Source organism: Pseudomonas sp. H1_D04 (genome assembly GCF_054683855.1).
On the sequence record NZ_CP162826.1, the window covers coordinates 3,527,951 to 3,544,383 of the forward strand.

General features: G+C 58.0%; 17 protein-coding genes and 2 pseudogenes. 9 read left to right on the plus strand and 10 right to left on the minus strand.

All coding sequences use genetic code 11. The annotated features are described in order from the left end of the window. The first annotated feature begins 13 nt into the window (after nucleotides 1–13). Nucleotides 14–679, plus strand: coding sequence for a bifunctional 4-hydroxy-2-oxoglutarate aldolase/2-dehydro-3-deoxy-phosphogluconate aldolase (locus AB4N82_RS16310; protein ID WP_017735662.1), 666 nt, complete (start codon nucleotides 14–16; stop codon nucleotides 677–679). 92 nt (nucleotides 680–771) lie between these two features. Here the strand turns inward: AB4N82_RS16310 and AB4N82_RS16315 are convergent, their stop codons facing one another. Further along, the gene (locus AB4N82_RS16315) at nucleotides 772–1,947 is read right to left on the minus strand and encodes an aminotransferase class V-fold PLP-dependent enzyme (RefSeq protein ID WP_122763781.1); all 1,176 of its coding nucleotides are present in this window, start codon (nucleotides 1,945–1,947) and stop codon (nucleotides 772–774) included. A gap of 14 nt (nucleotides 1,948–1,961) precedes the next feature. Beyond that, nucleotides 1,962–2,198: a DUF3820 family protein gene (locus AB4N82_RS16320; protein WP_032891009.1), complete on the minus strand. Its 237-nt coding sequence runs from the start codon at nucleotides 2,196–2,198 to the stop codon at nucleotides 1,962–1,964. 211 nt (nucleotides 2,199–2,409) lie between these two features. Between AB4N82_RS16320 and AB4N82_RS16325 the strand changes: the two genes are divergently transcribed. Continuing rightward, nucleotides 2,410–2,877: a ferritin-like domain-containing protein gene (locus tag AB4N82_RS16325; RefSeq protein WP_032891010.1), complete on the plus strand. Its 468-nt coding sequence runs from the start codon at nucleotides 2,410–2,412 to the stop codon at nucleotides 2,875–2,877. Nucleotides 2,878–3,012: 135 nt separating this feature from the next. Here the strand turns inward: AB4N82_RS16325 and AB4N82_RS16330 are convergent, their stop codons facing one another. Continuing rightward, nucleotides 3,013–3,483, minus strand: a complete 471-nt coding sequence (locus AB4N82_RS16330) for a MaoC family dehydratase (protein WP_122763780.1) — start codon at nucleotides 3,481–3,483, stop codon at nucleotides 3,013–3,015. A gap of 69 nt (nucleotides 3,484–3,552) precedes the next feature. Beyond that, nucleotides 3,553–4,497 (minus strand): alpha/beta hydrolase, encoded by a 945-nt coding sequence (locus AB4N82_RS16335; RefSeq protein WP_032891012.1) that lies wholly within the window; start codon nucleotides 4,495–4,497, stop codon nucleotides 3,553–3,555. 200 nt (nucleotides 4,498–4,697) lie between these two features. Between AB4N82_RS16335 and fadD2 the strand changes: the two genes are divergently transcribed. Together fadD2 and fadD1 are read left to right on the plus strand one after the other, a co-directional pair. Beyond that, nucleotides 4,698–6,386, plus strand: a complete 1,689-nt coding sequence (gene fadD2 / locus AB4N82_RS16340) for a long-chain-fatty-acid--CoA ligase FadD2 (protein WP_122763779.1) — start codon at nucleotides 4,698–4,700, stop codon at nucleotides 6,384–6,386. Nucleotides 6,387–6,772: 386 nt separating this feature from the next. Further along, complete coding sequence (fadD1, locus tag AB4N82_RS16345) at nucleotides 6,773–8,464, plus strand: long-chain-fatty-acid--CoA ligase FadD1 (RefSeq protein ID WP_032891014.1); 1,692 nt, start codon at nucleotides 6,773–6,775, stop codon at nucleotides 8,462–8,464. A 192-nt stretch (nucleotides 8,465–8,656) separates the two neighbouring features. On the opposite strand, the gene AB4N82_RS16350 is transcribed toward fadD1, so the two are convergent. Beyond that, on the minus strand, nucleotides 8,657–9,034 hold the full coding sequence (locus tag AB4N82_RS16350) for a hypothetical protein (RefSeq protein WP_032891015.1): 378 nt from the start codon (nucleotides 9,032–9,034) through the stop codon (nucleotides 8,657–8,659). Nucleotides 9,035–9,233: 199 nt separating this feature from the next. On the opposite strand from AB4N82_RS16350, the gene AB4N82_RS16355 reads away from it, so the two are divergent. From AB4N82_RS16355 to def, 3 genes are all read left to right on the plus strand, one after another. After that, complete coding sequence (locus AB4N82_RS16355; RefSeq protein ID WP_032891017.1) at nucleotides 9,234–9,419, plus strand: CsbD family protein; 186 nt, start codon at nucleotides 9,234–9,236, stop codon at nucleotides 9,417–9,419. 181 nt (nucleotides 9,420–9,600) lie between these two features. Further along, nucleotides 9,601–10,557, plus strand: coding sequence for a YihY/virulence factor BrkB family protein (locus AB4N82_RS16360; RefSeq protein ID WP_032891018.1), 957 nt, complete (start codon nucleotides 9,601–9,603; stop codon nucleotides 10,555–10,557). Further along, nucleotides 10,554–11,093 (plus strand): peptide deformylase, encoded by a 540-nt coding sequence (gene def, locus AB4N82_RS16365; protein WP_032891019.1) that lies wholly within the window; start codon nucleotides 10,554–10,556, stop codon nucleotides 11,091–11,093. The genes AB4N82_RS16360 and def overlap by 4 nt, the downstream gene beginning before the upstream one ends. Nucleotides 11,094–11,162: 69 nt before the next feature. Here def and AB4N82_RS16370 read toward each other — a convergent pair whose 3' ends face one another. Then, the gene (locus AB4N82_RS16370) at nucleotides 11,163–11,981 is read right to left on the minus strand and encodes a class I SAM-dependent methyltransferase (RefSeq protein ID WP_122763777.1); all 819 of its coding nucleotides are present in this window, start codon (nucleotides 11,979–11,981) and stop codon (nucleotides 11,163–11,165) included. A gap of 59 nt (nucleotides 11,982–12,040) precedes the next feature. Then, the gene (locus AB4N82_RS16375; RefSeq protein WP_122763776.1) at nucleotides 12,041–12,478 is read right to left on the minus strand and encodes a GNAT family N-acetyltransferase; all 438 of its coding nucleotides are present in this window, start codon (nucleotides 12,476–12,478) and stop codon (nucleotides 12,041–12,043) included. A gap of 501 nt (nucleotides 12,479–12,979) precedes the next feature. Between AB4N82_RS16375 and AB4N82_RS16380 the strand changes: the two are divergent. Both AB4N82_RS16380 and AB4N82_RS16385 read left to right on the plus strand, forming a co-directional pair. After that, nucleotides 12,980–13,756 (plus strand): annotated as a pseudogene (locus tag AB4N82_RS16380) (PAS domain-containing protein); the annotation flags it as partial. 138 nt (nucleotides 13,757–13,894) lie between these two features. Continuing rightward, nucleotides 13,895–14,299: pseudogene (locus tag AB4N82_RS16385) on the plus strand (methyl-accepting chemotaxis protein); the annotation flags it as partial. A gap of 81 nt (nucleotides 14,300–14,380) precedes the next feature. Here the strand turns inward: AB4N82_RS16385 and AB4N82_RS16390 are convergent. The 3 genes from AB4N82_RS16390 to AB4N82_RS16400 all read right to left on the minus strand — a co-directional run bounded on the left by AB4N82_RS16390 (nucleotide 14,381) and on the right by AB4N82_RS16400 (nucleotide 16,410). After that, a complete protein-coding gene (locus AB4N82_RS16390) occupies nucleotides 14,381–14,887 on the minus strand; it encodes a hypothetical protein (protein WP_095185729.1) in 507 nt (168 codons plus the stop codon). A 142-nt stretch (nucleotides 14,888–15,029) separates the two neighbouring features. Continuing rightward, nucleotides 15,030–15,767, minus strand: coding sequence for an NAD-dependent epimerase/dehydratase family protein (locus AB4N82_RS16395; RefSeq protein ID WP_122763872.1), 738 nt, complete (start codon nucleotides 15,765–15,767; stop codon nucleotides 15,030–15,032). A gap of 10 nt (nucleotides 15,768–15,777) precedes the next feature. Next, on the minus strand, nucleotides 15,778–16,410 hold the full coding sequence (locus AB4N82_RS16400; RefSeq protein ID WP_122763775.1) for a glutathione S-transferase family protein: 633 nt from the start codon (nucleotides 16,408–16,410) through the stop codon (nucleotides 15,778–15,780). Nucleotides 16,411–16,433: the final 23 nt, after the last annotated feature.

Here is a 16,433-nt window from a genome sequence, read left to right on the forward strand (position 1 = left end):
AGGATCAGCCGCTATGAAAAGCCCCCAACCGACCGTGTCCATGGCGGATAAAGTTGCCTTGATCGACAGCCTCTGCGCCAAGGCGCGGATCCTGCCGGTGATCACCATCGCCCGCGAACAGGACATCCTGCCGCTGGCCGATGCCCTGGCAGCCGGTGGTTTGACCGCCTTGGAAGTGACCCTGCGTTCCGAGTTCGGCCTCAAGGCCATTCAGGTACTGCGCGAGCAGCGTCCGGAACTATGCACTGGTGCCGGCACCGTGCTCGACCGTCACATGCTCGAAGCGGCCGAAGTGGCTGGCTCGCAATTTATCGTCACCCCCGGGATTACCCGCGACCTGCTGGAAGCCTCGGTGCACAGCCCGATTCCTCTGCTGCCAGGTATCAGCAACGCCTCCGGCATCATGGAAGGCTATGGCCTGGGCTACCGCCGCTTCAAGCTGTTCCCGGCCGAAGTCAGCGGCGGTGTGGCGGCGATCAAGGCTCTGGGTGGCCCGTTCGGCGAAGTGAAATTCTGCCCGACCGGCGGCGTTGGCCCGGCCAACATCAAGAGCTACATGGCGTTGAAAAACGTGATGTGCGTAGGCGGTAGCTGGATGCTTGACCCTGAGTGGATCAAGAACGGCGACTGGGCCCGTATCCAGGAAGTCACCGCCGAGGCGCTGGCGCTGCTGGATTGATCTGATTTACCGAATCGTTGTTGCTGTGCTTAACGGCATTTTTGCGGTGCACTTGGTCGGTGTACCGCTTTTTTTTGCCTGTAGAAAAGCGCTTATTCGGCGCTCAACTCGGTAATAGCGTTGATCAGCGCATGAATGTCCTGCGCGGAGGTCACCAACCCTGGCGTCACTCGAATACACGTGCCAAACGCTGCTCCGGTTCGCGTGGTGGCAAACAGGTCGTACTCTTTGAGCAGCCGATCGACCATGCCTTGCTGATTGCGGCCGACGAATTTGAACGCGGTAATCCCGCAATACAGCCGTGGATCATCCGAGGTCAGGACCTCAATGCCTTTCAGTGGTCGCACCTGACTTACCCATAAATCGCGCAGGTAATTCACCCGAGCACCTTTGGCTGCTGCGCCACCCAATGCCCGATGTTCTTCAAATACCAGTGGCAGTGTCATCAGCGCCGGAAAGTTCGGCGTGCTGTAAGACGTGCGTGCGCGAACATCCGTGATGGGGTAGTGGAATTCGCTCATGTCCGGATCGATGTCTGCCAGGCGTTCCGGAGCGATATACAGAAAGCCCAGGGTCAGCGGTGCACCGATCCATTTATGCAGGTTGAAGCCGGCGAACTGGATACCCAGCTCGGCGAGGTTGAAGTCGATCTGGCCCAGGGCATGGGCGCCATCGAGGATCACGTCGACGTCATGTTCACGCGCCGCCTTGGCGATGGCTGCGATGGGCATCACCAGGCCGGTGCGGTGGGTGACGTGAGTCAGCGCCATCAGCTTTAAACGTGGGTACTCAGCGAAGGCACTGCGATAGGTCTGCAACAGACTGTCGAAACTGGCCGGGTGCGTGTGGGAAAGCTCGATCACCTCTACACCGCGGACCCCGGCCAGCCAACGCATGGCGCCCTTGACGGTGTCGTACTCCAAATCACTGATCAACACCTGGTCGCCCGGTTGCAGACGGTTGTAGTTGCGGATCAGCGACTGCAACGCTTCGGTGGCATTGCGGGTAAAGGCCACCGACTCAGGATCTACATCGATTAGTTCGGCCAATTGGCGACGGATCTCGACGTTCTCGCCCTGTTCAAAGCGCTGGCGCACGTGCAGCGAATTGCTGCGGTTGATAAACGCCACATGGTCCAGATACTGCGCCTGTACTGCGCGGCTCATGCGCCCGAAGTAGCCGTTTTCCAAATTGATCGGACCCGGTTCCAGGTCATACCGCTGGGCGATGGCGCGCCAGTGACGTTCGTTGTTTGCATTCCCTTGCATGGCGCAGTTCCTGATTAATGGCGCGGGGCGGGCTTGCCGTGTTTAGTGCGCAAGGGTTCGAGCAGTTCCGACAAACCGTTGTGGTCGATTTCCTGCATCAAGGCCAGCAAACCGCCCAGCTCGCCGTGGGGAAAGCCTTCGCGGGCAAACCAGTTCAGGTAAGGACCCGGCAGGTCGGCGATGATCCGGCCCTTGTATTTGCCGAAGGGCATTTCGCGGGTGATCAGCAGTTCGAGTTTTTCGGGGTTCATGGGGGGGGATTCAATGGCGTGAGTCGAGACGTTCGAAAATACAGGCATTCTGCATGAAGGCCAAATGACAGATCATGCAAATAACGTACATACAGATCGTTCAAATATTTTTAAGTTGTTGAAATTAAACATAAAAGTTGTTTTTAAAAACCTGGCACGAGCGCTGCAATCATTAAGACAACCCTTCGTAACCTGCCTAAGGAATTGAAAAATGACTGACATCAATAAAGAATCGATCTCCGTACTCAATGACCTGATCGAGACCAGCATCGACGGCCAGAAAGGTTTCAAAGAATGCGCCGAAGACATCAAACACCCAGAACTCAAGGCGCTGTTTGCCAAGCGTTCCGCTGACTGTGCAACCGCCGCCGCCGAGCTGAAAACCGCCGTGCGTGCCCTGGGTGGTGATCCGGAAGATTCGGGTAGTGTGGCCGGCGCCCTGCACCGTGGCTGGGTCGACGTAAAGTCGATGGTTACCGGTAAAGATGAAGAGGCTGTGCTGAACGAAGCCGAGCGCGGCGAAGACCACGCACTCAAGGCTTATAAAGAAGCGATCGAGAAGATCAACAAGCACAACCTGCTGGGCATTCGTGACTTGGTTGAGCGTCAGTACCACGGCGTACAGCGCAACCACGACCAGGTGAAAGCCCTGCGTAACCAGGCTCGCGCTCAGTCGTAAGCCCTGCTGTGTAACAACTGTGGGAGGGGGCTTGCCCCCGATAGCGGTGGATCAGTCGATATTTCAATGACTGACACACCGCAATCGGGAGCAAGCCCCTCCCACATTTGTATGGCGTTGGCCTTGAAACCAGACTCAGCCGATGCTGATCGGCGGCAGCTCGGTCAAGGTCACGACCTGCTGTTTGCGTGGCGCGAGGATTTCCGCCTCGCCATCCACTACCAACTCATCGCGCTGATTGAACACGCGAGTGGCGATACGTACGCGAAACTTCGGCAGCTTCTCGAGGATTTCCAGACGCACGGTCAGGGTATCGCCGATTTTTACCGGCTTCTGGAAGGTCATCTGCTGGCCGATATAGATAGTGCCCGGCCCAGGCAGCTCGCAGGCAACGGCCGCGCTGATCAAGGCGCCGCTGAACATACCGTGGGCGATACGCTCCTTGAACATGGTCGCCTTGGCGTATTCGACATCCAGGTGCACCGGGTTGTGGTCACCGGACATGGCGGCGAACAGCTGGATGTCGCGCTCTTCGACCGTCTTGCTGTAGCTGGCGGTCTGGCCGACTTCGAGGGCTTCGTACGGGGTGTTGGTTACCTGAGTCATCTAAAGGTGCATCCTGTGGCTAAACGGTAATTATCGGCCGATTTTAAACGGCTGATTTTAAAAGAAAAGTTATTCGCAGCGGGCTGGCCTGCGCAAGGTCAGGGCTTGGTCGAGCCACGTCAGCACATCCGCGGTGACGGCGTCGCGGTTAGTTTCGTTGAATACTTCGTGGCGCGCCTGCGGGTACACATTCAATTGCAGATGCTGGCAGCCGGCCTCGCGCAGGGCGTGGGCCAGGTTTTTGAGACGCTTGCCCTCACTCACCGGATCACATTCGCCGCCCATCACTAGGATCGGCAGGCCCGGATCAATCTGGGCGAGATTGGACGCTTTGCTGATTTGCTGCAAGCCGCCAAGCAGGTCGATCCACAGCTGGTTGGTACACCGGAAGCCGCAGAGTGGATCGCTGATGTATTTGTCCACTTCATCCGGGTCACGGCTTAGCCAGTCGAACGCCGTGCGGTTGGGCTTGAAGGCCTTGTTGAACGAGCCGAACGACAGGAACTCGATCAGCGCACTTCGCCCCCGTACACCCTGGCGCAGACGTTCGGCCCGAGCGATCACCCGCGCTGCGCGGTACAGCGCTACCGGTTGGAAATTCGAGCCACTGAGAATTGCCCCGTGCAGGCTGGCGCTGTGGTGCAGCAGGTAGGCTTGGGCGATGTAGCTGCCCATGCTGTGGCCCAGCAGGATGATCGGCAGCCCTGGTTGCTGCTGGCCGATGTGTTGATTGAGGCTTGCCAGGTCGCCTACCACTTTGTTCCAGCCATCCTTCTCGGCGTACAACCCCAGCGTACCTTCGTCGGCGGTACGTCCATGGCCACGCTGGTCCGGTGCATACACGCCATAGCCTGCGCTGCATAACGCTTCGGCCAAGCGTCCATAACGCCCGCTGTGCTCGGCCATGCCGTGGGACAGCATGACTACGGCGTGAACCGGGCCGTCGGGCATCCATTGATTGACGTACAGGCGGCTGCGGTCATTCGCGGTCAGCCAGAAGGTGCTGTGGTTCATGGCGCTTCCTTTGCTATGGGTCGTTGCAGTGTATAGCTGATCTGCCGAGGGGCGGGGTATCTGCCTACGCATCAGCGGCAAGATTCATACAATCAATGACACGATTTAGCGTATTTGCCTGTTTGGTCATAGCTGCTAACGTCCCCAAAGCTCCGCTTGTTATAAGCGGCCGGACATACTCAGGTAAGGGGACAAGAATAATGCAACCTGGTTTCTGGAATGACAAACGCGCGGCGGGCGTTCCCAACGATATCGACCTCACGGCCTACAAGTCGGTGATCGAAGTCTTCGAGCGCTCGTGCAAGGCCTTTGCCGACCGTCCGGCATTCAGCAACATGGGCATCACCCTGACCTACGCCGAGCTTGAGCGCCAGAGTGCGGCGTTCGCCGGTTACCTGCAACAGCACACCGACCTCAAGCCCGGCGATCGCATCGCAGTGCAGATGCCCAACGTGCTGCATTATCCGATTGCCGTGTTCGGCGCCTTGCGCGCGGGGCTGATCGTGGTCAACACCAACCCGCTGTACACCCCGCGCGAGATGCGCCACCAGTTCAAGGACGCCGGCGTGCGTGCGCTGGTCTACCTGAACCTGTTTGGTTCGCGGGTACAGGAAGTGTGCAACGACACCGAGATCGACTACCTGATCGAAGCCAAGATGGGCGACTTCCTGCCCGCCGCCAAAGGCTGGCTGGTCAATACCGTGGTCGACAAGGTCAAGAAGATGGTCCCGGCCTATAGCCTGCCGCGCGCGGTGTCATTCAAGCGTGCCCTGCGCATGGGCTCGGGCCTGGCGGTGCCCCGTCACCCCGTGACCCTGGATGACATCGCCGTGCTGCAATACACCGGCGGCACGACCGGCCTGGCCAAGGGCGCGATGCTCACCCATGGCAACCTGGTGGCAAACATGCAGCAGGCGCGTGCGTGCATGTCCCAGGTCGGCGACGACGGCCATCCTTTGATCAAGGAAGGGCAAGAGGTGATGATCGCGCCGCTGCCGCTTTACCACATCTATGCCTTCACCGCGAACTGCATGTGCATGATGGTCACGGGTAACCACAACGTACTCATCACCAACCCGCGGGACATCGGCGGGTTTATCAAGGAGCTGAAAAAGTGGCGCTTTACCGGGTTGCTGGGGCTTAACACGCTGTTTGTGGCGTTGATGGACCATCCGGAATTCAAGACCCTGGATTTCTCCCACCTCAAACTCACCAACTCCGGTGGCACGGCACTGATCAAGGCCACGGCCGAACGCTGGCAGCAAGTCACCGGCTGCACGATTGGCGAGGGCTACGGCCTGACAGAAACCTCACCGGTGGCGTGCACCAACCCCTATGGCAACAAATCGCGCCTCGGTACCGTGGGCATTCCCGTGCCGGCTACCGCGATGAAGGTGATTGATGACGAAGGCGTGGAGTTGCCTCTGGGCGAACGCGGCGAGCTGTGCATCAAGGGGCCGCAGGTGATGAAGGGCTACTGGCAGCAACCGGCCGCCACTGCGGAGAGCCTGGACGCTGAGGGTTGGCTCAAGACCGGCGACATCGCGGTGATCGATGAGGATGGCTTTGTACGCATTGTCGATCGCAAGAAAGACCTGATCATCGTCTCGGGTTTCAACGTGTACCCCAACGAGATCGAAGACGTGGTGATGGCCCACCCGGCCGTGGCCAACTGCGCGGTGATCGGCGTGCCGGACGAGCGCACGGGGGAGGCGGTTAAGTTGTTTGTGGTGGCGCGTGCCGAAGGCGTGAGCCTTGAGGAGTTGAAGACCTACTGCAAGGCCAACTTCACGGGGTACAAGGTGCCCAAGCAGATTGTGTTACGAGACTCGTTGCCGATGACGCCAGTGGGCAAGATTCTGCGCAGGGAGCTACGCGACATCGCCTGACCATGAATTGAAATGCAATCAAATGAGGGAGGGGCTTGCTCCCGATAGCGGTGTATCAGTCACTGATGTATTGACTGAACCACGGCAATCGGGAGCAAGCCCCCTCCCTTATTTGTTTTTGATTGTTCTGAAGACCCCATTCCAGAGCCTTTCAGTGGGTAATTCGAGCGCCAAAATAATTGTGACTAAATATTGTCCTACAGTCGAGTTTATGACTGTAAGGCCCGCTTTTGGCTCTAGTCGGCCCTTGGCAAAGCTGCTACTCTCGGCGCGCTTTGTGACGTCTAGGCCTGCTTGAAAGCGCCAGATTCACCTAAAAAAACATACACCAATAATAATCGCATCAAATGCGATGATGAATTCGCGTCGCTGAGGAGTGGGCTTCCATGAACGAAGACTTTTGGAAGGATAAGTACCCCGCCGGGATTGCTGCAGAAATCAATCCAGACGAGTATCCAAATATTCAGGCGGTACTGAAACAGTCCTGCCAGCGCTTCGCTAACAAACCGGCTTTCAGCAACCTGGGCAAGACAATCACCTACGGTGAACTGTACGAATTGTCCGGCGCCTTCGCCGCGTACCTGCAACAACATACCGACTTGAAACCCGGCGATCGCATCGCCGTGCAACTGCCCAACGTCCTGCAATACCCGGTCGCGGTATTCGGCGCCATCCGTGCCGGCCTGATCGTGGTCAACACCAACCCGCTGTACACCGCGCGGGAAATGGAACACCAATTCAACGACTCCGGTGCCAAGGCCCTGGTCTGCCTGGCCAACATGGCCCACTTGGCGGAAAAGGTCGTGCCCAAGACCGCCGTCAAGCATGTGATCGTCACCGAAGTCGCCGACCTGTTGCCGCCGCTCAAGCGCCTGCTGATCAACAGCGTCATCAAGTACGTTAAGAAAATGGTCCCGGCCTACCACTTGCCACAGGCGATCAAGTTCAACGACGTACTCGCCAAGGGCAACGGCCAACCAGTCAACGATGTCAACCCGGCGAGCAGTGACGTGGCCGTGTTGCAATACACAGGTGGCACCACCGGCGTGGCGAAGGGCGCGATGCTCACCCATCGCAACCTCGTTGCCAATATGTTGCAGTGCAAGGCGCTGATGGGCTCCAACCTCAATGAAGGCTGCGAGATCCTGATCACGCCGCTGCCGCTGTACCACATCTATGCGTTCACCTTTCATTGCATGGCGATGATGCTGATCGGCAACCACAACATCCTGATCAGCAATCCGCGTGACTTGCCGGCAATGGTCAAGGAACTGTCGAAGTGGAAGTTCAGCGGCTTTGTCGGTCTCAACACCTTGTTCGTGGCGCTGTGCAATAACGAAGGCTTCCGCAAGCTGGACTTCTCTGCACTCAAGGTCACCCTGTCGGGCGGCATGGCCCTGCAACTGGCGGCCGCCGAGCGTTGGAAGGCCGTGACCGGGTGTGGCATCTGCGAAGGTTACGGCATGACCGAAACCAGCCCGGTAGCCACTGTGAACCCGATCCAGCACATCCAGATCGGCACCATCGGCATTCCGGTGCCGTCCACGGTGTGCAAAGTCATTGCCGATGACGGCACCGAGTTGGCGCTGGGCGAAACTGGCGAGCTGTGCGTCAAGGGCCCGCAGGTGATGAAGGGCTATTGGCAGCGCCAGGACGCCACCGACGAGATGCTCGACAGCGAAGGCTGGCTGAAGACCGGCGACATCGCGATCATCCAGCCGGACGGCTACATGCGTATTGTCGACCGCAAGAAAGACATGATCCTGGTCTCAGGTTTCAACGTGTACCCCAATGAGCTGGAAGACGTACTGGCAGGGCTGCCGGGCGTGCTGCAATGCGCGGCCATCGGCGTGCCGGACGAGAAATCGGGGGAGATCATCAAGCTTTTCATCGTGGTCAAGCCGGGCGCCACCCTCACCAAGGATCAGGTGATGGAGCATATGCGCGCCAACGTCACCGCCTACAAGGTGCCCAAGGCTGTCGAGTTCCGCGATGCATTGCCGACCACCAACGTGGGTAAGATCCTGCGTCGTGAATTGCGTGATGAAGAGTTGAAGAAGCTGGGCCTGAAAAAGTAAGCCGATAAAAAACCCGCCGATGCGGGTTTTTTAATGACTGGATTGGAATGCAATCCAATGTGGGATGGGCGGTGCGACGATTCGACTTGCCTCCGATAGGGAGGGATCAGTCACCAGATTCAGTGACTGACACTCTGCTATCGAGAGCAAGTCAAACCGTCGCACCGCGCCTTCCACCTTTAAATCCGGTGCTTACAGGGCGAAATGCGCGAAGCTCACGTTAGCGCCTGCTGGGCGTACGTCTTTAAGGAACGAATCCTTGTCCGCGCTCAATTCCAACGTAATCTCGGGCTTGCGCTTGCCCGAATTGCGCACTACCAGACCTTCGATATGCTCGCGCAGGAACGCCGTCGGCACCTTCAGGTGCAGCAACTGATCCGTCTCGGCGTTGTGCATCAACAAGTGAATCCACTCGTAATGGCCCACCGCAATACGGCCCAGCGGCAGGTCGAACCACCAGATATTGCGCTTGCGGTCCAGGTCGGTGAAATGGCAGTTGTTGACGCCGAGTACGGCACCGCCCAGTTCCTGGTTTCTACGGGCGATGGCCTGTGCTTTATTGAGTTTCATAACCTTCCTACGGGATCTGTTATTCAGCGTTATAGCCTGAATGTGCCGCGCATTCTCGTGGGTTGGTCGACAAACATAAAGCCAAACCTGCCGTTTTGGACGAAATGCCCGCTGAAAATAATTGAAACTCTGCCGAACGGCCTCTGGTCAATCTTTGTGTAATCACCAAAACCCTTGATTGTTCTTTCGGAGAAATACCATGAGCAGCACATCGGACAAGGCAAAAGGCTTGGCAAACGAAGCGATCGGCAACATCAAGCAAGGCGTCGGCAAAGTGACCGGCAACGACAAGCTTCAAGCTGAAGGTGTGATTCAGGAAAAGAAAGGCGAAGTGCAGAAAGCAGTCGGCGATACCAAAGATGCGGTCAAAAAAGCGACCAAGTAAGTCTGTATCACTGGCTGTATTCGTACAGCCCGGCGGCCATCCACGGATGGCCGTTTTTGTATCCCTTATTGCAACTAAACTTTCGAAATTGTTTCAAAGTCGCCATATGGGCTACTTTGATGTAGAAAACGGCCCCTGAGTCGCCCACGATCTCACCCTCTTTGCGGCGAAAGGAGACGCTATGATCTTTCCGGTTCTCGATGGTCTCAAGCTGCACAAGGTGCTGGTACGCACCGTCAAGGAATTCGTCGACGACGAGATGTCCACCTACGCGTCTGCACTGGCCTACCAGATGCTGTTCTCGCTGTTTCCCTTCCTGCTGTTCCTGATTGCCCTGATCGGTTTCCTGCACCTGCCTGACTTCTTTACCTGGCTGCGCCTGCAGTCGGAACTGGTGTTGCCGCCCCAGGCTTTGGAGCAGGTCAACCCGGTGATCGACCAGTTGCAGCAGTCCAAGGGTGGCCTGCTGTCGGTGGGTATCGTGATTGCGCTGTGGACCGCTTCGGCTGGTGTACGGTTGATGATGAGCGCCATGAACGCAGCCTACGACGTGGTGGAAGGGCGGCCGATTTGGAAGCGTTTTCCGCTGTCGATTTTCTACACCATTGGTATCGCCGGCATGCTGTTGGCCGCTGCGGCGTTGATGGTGCTCGGCCCCCAAGTGATGGAATGGGTGGCGGGGCAGATCGGCATGCAGGAGTTCGTGGTCACCTTGTGGACCATCCTGCGTTGGCCGCTGATCGTGATTTTGCTGATGTTTGCCGTGGCCTTGATGTACTACGTGATGCCTGACGTCGAGCAGAAATTCCGCTTTATCACCCCAGGCTCGGTGCTCGCAGTGGTGGTGTGGATCGTGGCCTCCCTGGGGTTTGGCTACTACGTCAAAACCTTCGCCGATTACAACGCCATGTATGGCAGTATCGGTGCGATCATCGTCCTGCTTTTGTACTTCTATATTTCCGCTGCCGTGCTGCTGCTCGGCGCGGAGATGAATGCCGTGATCGAACACATGTCGGCCGAGGGTAAAGATCCCGGTGAAAAAGAGTTCGATGAACCCGGCCACACCGATGAAAAACAGCACGTCTCAGGCCTAGGCCGTGACCACTCCAAGCCCACCCCCGTTGAGCCTGATCAATGATTCGTGAAATCCTGAAAATGGGCGATGAGCGCCTGCTGCGTATCGCGCCACCGGTTCCGCCGGAGATGTTCGACAGCCCTGAGCTGTGGCAATTGATCGACGACATGTTCCAGACCATGGAGCACGTCGGCGGTGTAGGTCTGGCTGCGCCGCAGATTGGCGTCGACCTGCAACTGGTGATCTTTGGATTTGAGGCCAGCGAGCGCTACCCGGACGCGCCGCCGGTGCCGCAGACTATTCTCATCAATCCGTTGATCACGCCGCTCAGCCCAGTGCTGGAAGAAGGCTACGAAGGTTGCCTGTCGGTACCCGGTCTGCGCGGTGCAGTGGACCGTTACCAGCAGATCCGCTACGAAGGTTTCGACCCCAAGGGTGAGCCGATCGTCCGCACTGCCGACGGCTTTCATGCGCGGGTGGTGCAGCACGAGTGCGATCACCTGATTGGCCGGTTGTATCCGTCGCGGATCACCGACTTCAGCAAGTTCGGATTTATCGAAGTGATGTTCCCCGACATGGACCCAACGGCTGACGAGTAATCCCCAGACACACTGAAAAAATGTGGGAGGCCAAGCGCCTCCCATATTTGAATCGCGCTTCACATCGGGTTATCGGGTCGGCTTCACGAACTTCAACGTCATCCGATCCGATTCGCCAATCGCCACATACTTGGCCTTGTCCTGCTCTCCCAGCTTCAATGCCGGCGGCAATGTCCACACGCCCTCCGGGTAGTCTTTGGTGTCTTTCGGGTTGGCATTCACCTCGCTTTGCCCCTCCAGTTTGAAGCCCGCGTCGGTGGCCAGTTTCACCACATACGCTGTGGTCAGATAGCCGCTGTGCTTGATGTCTTCCAGCGACGCTCCGTCTTTGGCGCGGTGATCCACCACACCTAGCACGCCACCGGGTTTAAGCACCTTGTAGAACGCGTTGAAAGTGGCCCTGTCGGTATCAGCCAGCACCCAGTTGTGCACATTGCGGAATGTCAGCACCGTATCGACCGAGGCCGGTTTGCCGAATACCGGTGCCTTGGGGTCGAACTCGATCACCTCGGCCTTGGCATAACGCGTAGGGTCGGCGGTAAATTTTTTCTTGAGGTTTTCTTCGGACGTACGCGCGTAAGCGCTGCTGCTCGCGGCCTGCACCGCAGCGATGTAGTGCCCTTGGTCCTTGAGCAATGGCGCCAGCACCTCGCTGTACCAGCCGCCGCCGGGGGTGATTTCGATCACGCTCTGTTTGGCGCCCAGGCCAAAGAATTCCAAGGTCTGCTGTGGATGCCGATACCCATCGCGGGCGCTGTTTGCTGGGTCGCGCCAACTGCCGGCGAGCACGCTGGCGTATTGCTGGGCACTGATGGGGGCGTCGGCTGCCTGGCTCAAGGCCGGGGCGAGGAGGGCGGTGAGGGCGAGGGCTGCAAGCGTCGGTTTCATGATCATCCTGGTAAAGGCCACTGTGCTGCCGAGGCTAGCATGGGCGCTTTACCGGCCGATCACACATTATCTGAGGTCGACCTCACCAACGGTTCTAAGCCCATGGCGATCATCGGTTTGTTGCGCTTGTAACGCACCAGCCGTTCGCTGAGGGATTGGGGCAGGATCGTATCCTGGGTGAATCCCATGCGCTGATACAGGCTTTCCAGGTCTGGATGGCACAGCAGCCATACCGTGCCTTGCACATCAGCTATTGCCTGAAGAATCAAGCGCGCCGCCAACCCTTGGCGGCGATACGCCGGAGCCACAAACACTCCGGTCAGCCATTGCCCGCCTACCACCGGCGACAGGCACAGCCCGGCGACAATTTCACCATCGCGCGCCACCCATAAACGCCCGCCTTTGAGGGTCTTCATCGACGAGTCGTGGCTGCGGTAGAACTTGTTCAGCAGCGGCCACAGAGGCTCTGCCAGCAGATCAATGGACAACTCAGTCATGGTGTTCAGACAGGCTTTATAAAGGGGCGCGGATTATAAACCCCTTCTGGCAGGTGATCGGTGTTATACCCAGTGTTACATCCCCTTTCAGTGGAGCACGCATCATGGCCAAAGGTATGGATTCAAAGAAAGCAGCGAAGAAGAAACCGGCAAAGACCGCCGATGAAAAACGCGCCGACAAAAAAACCAAGAAATCCGAGAGCGGCCTGTTCGGTCACTGATCACCCTTCAACTGAAGGATTTTAAGCGGCCAACGCAACCCGCTCTGTTGGCCGTTCCTTGCCCCGCGCTCAACCTCCCTTCCTGCCCCGCCTTGCCATAACTAATGGCTGACTGATGGCCTTGCATAGCGCCAAGCCCTGTCTATGCTCACCCAGAACCGTTGATGACGCTCGGCGTGTAAAGCGTTTCGGATGGTTATCCCATAAAGGTCTGCCAGCACTATCCAACTGATGAATGGAATGCGCCTAGCCAGGCGCGGGTTACTTAAGGGTGTCCGACATGTTCAACCTCCATCACAAGTCTGACCTGCTTGAAATCCAGCGTTTCTCCTGTGCACTCACCGAATCCAACGCCAAACTCGCCGCTATCAGCCGTTCCATGGCCATGATCGAATTTGATCGCGATGGGGTGATACTCGATGCCAACGACAACTTCTGCAAAACCATGGGCTACAGCGCCGAGGAAATTCGCGGCCAGCATCATCGGATCTTTTGTGACGAGGCCTACACCCATACCGACGCCTACGCCAAGCTCTGGCGCGACCTGGCGCGGGGTGAGGCCCTCAGCGGCACGTTCGTACGCTTGAACAGGCACGGCCAAGAGGTGTGGCTCGAAGCCAGCTATATGCCCGTGCTGGACAGCGACAACCACGTACAGAGTGTGATCAAAGTCGCGTCCGATATTTCCGCGCGGGTCCACCATGAACATGAAAACCAGAGCCTGATCGACGCCATCAGCCGCTCCATGGCGATGATCGAGTTCACCCCTCAAGGCCAGATTCTCAAGGCCAATAACAACTTTCTGAAGACCGTGCAGTACTCACTGGATGAAATCGTCGGCCAGCACCACAGCCTGTTTTGCCATCGCAGCGAAGTGGAGTCGCCGGCATACAAAGCGTTCTGGGCGTCCCTCAATCGCGGCGAATACCACTCGCACCGCTTCGAGCGCAAAAACAAATACGGCAAAACCCTGTTTTTGGAAGCGTCCTACAACCCGATTTTCGACACCAACGGGCGCCTGTACAAAGTGGTGAAATTCGCCAGCGACATCACCGACCAAGTGACCACCCTGCGCACCGCCGCCGATTCGGCTCACGCCACCTCGGTACAAAACGACGCCTGCGCGCGCAAAGGATCGGAGGTGGTGCAGCAAACCGTGCAGATCATCGAAGAGATTTCTCACAATTTGAACCAGGCGGCACAGAGCATCGACGCGGTGAGCAAGCAGTCGGACATCATTGGCGCCATTGTGCAGACCATCCGCAGCATTGCCGAGCAAACCAATATGCTGGCGCTCAACGCCGCGATTGAAGCGGCACGAGCCGGTGAGCACGGACGCGGGTTTGCGGTGGTGGCCGACGAAGTGCGCAGCCTCGCCGCACGTACCAGCCACGCCACGGTGGAGATTGTGGAGGTGGTGCGCAAGAACCATGATCTGTCGTTGAGCGCAGTGTCGAGCATGCAGTCGAGCTTGAGCCGAACGGGGTTGGGGGTGGAACTGGCGAACGAGGCGGGGCAGGTGATCCTGGAGATTCAGGAAGGGTCACGGCATGTGGTGGATGCGATCGGGCAGTTCAATTCGACGCTTCAACTGCAATAGCCAACCTATCCATTTCCAATTTGGAAAGCCAATCCCTGTGGGAGAGACCAAGTTCTCCCACAGGTTGACCCGATGTGTGGCTTAGATTGCCGCCAGGGTTTCTTTCACCGAGTGCGCAGGATCAGTGGCTTTCGCCGCTACTTGCTGCTCTTGTTGCTGCTTCAACCGGTCGGCCACTTGCTTGGAAATCGCGTCCTGTTTTTCCAGGGACATGTTCTGTACATCCGCCTCAGTCAAACCCTGCTCCTTGAGCAACTGCTCACGGATGCGTTCGGCCGGGGTTTTGCTCATGTACTCCGTGAATTCAGAGCGCGCGCCAGAGGTGGATGTGGTGGCAGGCGTCTCGGTCGAGGAGGTGGTTGCCGTGGTGGAGGCTTGCAACTGCACGCGGGTCTTGGCGAAGGCTTCGTCGATACGGTCGGTGGCTTTGTCCAGGTCCTTCTGCGCGACCGGTACGGTCACACTTTGCTGCGCGGCTTGAACGGCGCCGCTGTACAGCGCACTGGCGGCAGCGTTGGCTGGATCCATATCGGGGCGTTTGAGCTGTTGGACGGTCGATACGGCTTGGGTGTTGTTGTTAACCAGCATGATCGGGCACCTGGAGGAAATGTACGGTGCTACAGCTGGAGCAAATAGCGTGCCGGGCGCAAAAGCCCAGGTTTTGCTAGGGGCGGCTCGGCTGTTGCGGCAAGTGCTGGCCCATCGACGGCCAGCCATTGCCGCCTGCAACTCAGTAGGTGATGGGAATCTCGAATGTCTGAAACGCATCATCCACCGGTTGATAGCCCAGCACACGCGTGGTTTCGCTCAAGTCCAGACGCTTGAAACGGTTATTGGAAATGCCGTGGGCGATCAAGTGCTTTACGTCTTTAGTTTCAACCGAACGTTGCAGCAATTGCACCGCATCCCGTGGGCTGAGCCAAGCGCTGAGGTCGCGGGCGTTGTTCAGGTCGTGGCTTTCGGGGAATTCAAAGGCGCCAATGCGCAGTGCGATGGTCGACAGTGGCGTTTTCGCCGCGTAGTAGCCGCACAGCGCCTCGCCATAGCATTTGCTCACGCCATACAGATTGGCGGGCAGCACTGGCATGCCAGGCGTGATCTGCCGATCCACCGGGTAGCCTTCGATGGTCTGGGCGCTGCTGGCGAAAACCAGACGCTTTACCCCGGCGGCCACGGCAGCTTCGAACAGGTAGGTGGTGGCGAGGATGTTGTTTGGCAGCAGTTCGTCGAACGAGGCGCTGGCATGGGGGATGCCCGACAGGTGCACGATCACGTCGATGCCATCGAGCAGCGCGACGAGCGCGGATTTATCGCTCAAGTCGGCGTGTACGAAGCGATGGTCGCCCAGTTCAAAATCCGGCGTGACGCGGTCTGTAAGCGTAAAGCGGTAGTGGTCTTTCGAGGCTTCGAAAAACGTCTTGCCGATTCTGCCGCAGGCGCCGGTGAGCAGTATGTTGAGTCCTTTCACGTGCATGTCCTTAGTTGTGGCCGTCGAGGGCGAAGGTCTGGAAGCCCGGATGCTGGCTGAGGCGTTCGTAATACGCTGCGATGGCGGGGTAGGGCGGATGTTCCATGGGCGTCATGCGCCAGCGGTGCACCGAAAGGCCGATAAGGACGTCGGCGAGGGTGAATTCGTCGCCGGTGACGTAAGCGTTGGTTTTGGTCAACTGTTGTTCCAGCAGGCCCATCTTGTCATTCCAGCCCTGTACGCCGGCTGCGATTCGTTGCGGGTCCTGATGCTCAGGACTCTGACGCACCAGCGCTTGGAACGCGTAACCCCAGGAAGGGTTGAGCTCGGTGGCTTGCCAGTCCATCCACTGCTCCACCCTGGCCCGTGGCGCGGGTTCGGCGGGCAAGAGGTCGTGGCGTTGGTAGAGGCTGACCAGGTAGCGGCAGATGGTGTTGGATTCCCACAGCACGCCGTGGTCGTCGATGAGCACGGGTATTTGCGCGTTAGGGTTCAGGGCCAGGAATTCGGGGGATTGGGTGGGGGGGTAGCCGATACCCCAATCTTCGCGTACGTATTCGATGCCCAGTTCGTGGCATGTCCACAGGACTTTGCGTACGTTGATGGAAGAGGTGCGGCCCAAGATTTTCAGTGAGTGTCCCATGGTGCTTCCCTGGCAGTGGAGAA

What these genes read in the sequence shown, in the direction of transcription:
- AB4N82_RS16310 (WP_017735662.1), top strand. Translation starts at nt 14, where the DNA reads ATGAAAAGCCCCCAACCGACCGTGTCCATGGCGGATAAAGTTGCCTTG.
- AB4N82_RS16315 (WP_122763781.1), bottom strand. Translation starts at nt 1,947, where the DNA reads ATGCAAGGGAATGCAAACAACGAACGTCACTGGCGCGCCATCGCCCAG.
- AB4N82_RS16320 (WP_032891009.1), bottom strand. Translation starts at nt 2,198, where the DNA reads ATGAACCCCGAAAAACTCGAACTGCTGATCACCCGCGAAATGCCCTTC.
- AB4N82_RS16325 (WP_032891010.1), top strand. Translation starts at nt 2,410, where the DNA reads ATGACTGACATCAATAAAGAATCGATCTCCGTACTCAATGACCTGATC.
- AB4N82_RS16330 (WP_122763780.1), bottom strand. Translation starts at nt 3,483, where the DNA reads ATGACTCAGGTAACCAACACCCCGTACGAAGCCCTCGAAGTCGGCCAG.
- AB4N82_RS16335 (WP_032891012.1), bottom strand. Translation starts at nt 4,497, where the DNA reads ATGAACCACAGCACCTTCTGGCTGACCGCGAATGACCGCAGCCGCCTG.
- fadD2 (WP_122763779.1), top strand. Translation starts at nt 4,698, where the DNA reads ATGCAACCTGGTTTCTGGAATGACAAACGCGCGGCGGGCGTTCCCAAC.
- fadD1 (WP_032891014.1), top strand. Translation starts at nt 6,773, where the DNA reads ATGAACGAAGACTTTTGGAAGGATAAGTACCCCGCCGGGATTGCTGCA.
- AB4N82_RS16350 (WP_032891015.1), bottom strand. Translation starts at nt 9,034, where the DNA reads ATGAAACTCAATAAAGCACAGGCCATCGCCCGTAGAAACCAGGAACTG.
- AB4N82_RS16355 (WP_032891017.1), top strand. Translation starts at nt 9,234, where the DNA reads ATGAGCAGCACATCGGACAAGGCAAAAGGCTTGGCAAACGAAGCGATC.
- AB4N82_RS16360 (WP_032891018.1), top strand. Translation starts at nt 9,601, where the DNA reads ATGATCTTTCCGGTTCTCGATGGTCTCAAGCTGCACAAGGTGCTGGTA.
- def (WP_032891019.1), top strand. Translation starts at nt 10,554, where the DNA reads ATGATTCGTGAAATCCTGAAAATGGGCGATGAGCGCCTGCTGCGTATC.
- AB4N82_RS16370 (WP_122763777.1), bottom strand. Translation starts at nt 11,981, where the DNA reads ATGAAACCGACGCTTGCAGCCCTCGCCCTCACCGCCCTCCTCGCCCCG.
- AB4N82_RS16375 (WP_122763776.1), bottom strand. Translation starts at nt 12,478, where the DNA reads ATGACTGAGTTGTCCATTGATCTGCTGGCAGAGCCTCTGTGGCCGCTG.
- AB4N82_RS16390 (WP_095185729.1), bottom strand. Translation starts at nt 14,887, where the DNA reads ATGCTGGTTAACAACAACACCCAAGCCGTATCGACCGTCCAACAGCTC.
- AB4N82_RS16400 (WP_122763775.1), bottom strand. Translation starts at nt 16,410, where the DNA reads ATGGGACACTCACTGAAAATCTTGGGCCGCACCTCTTCCATCAACGTA.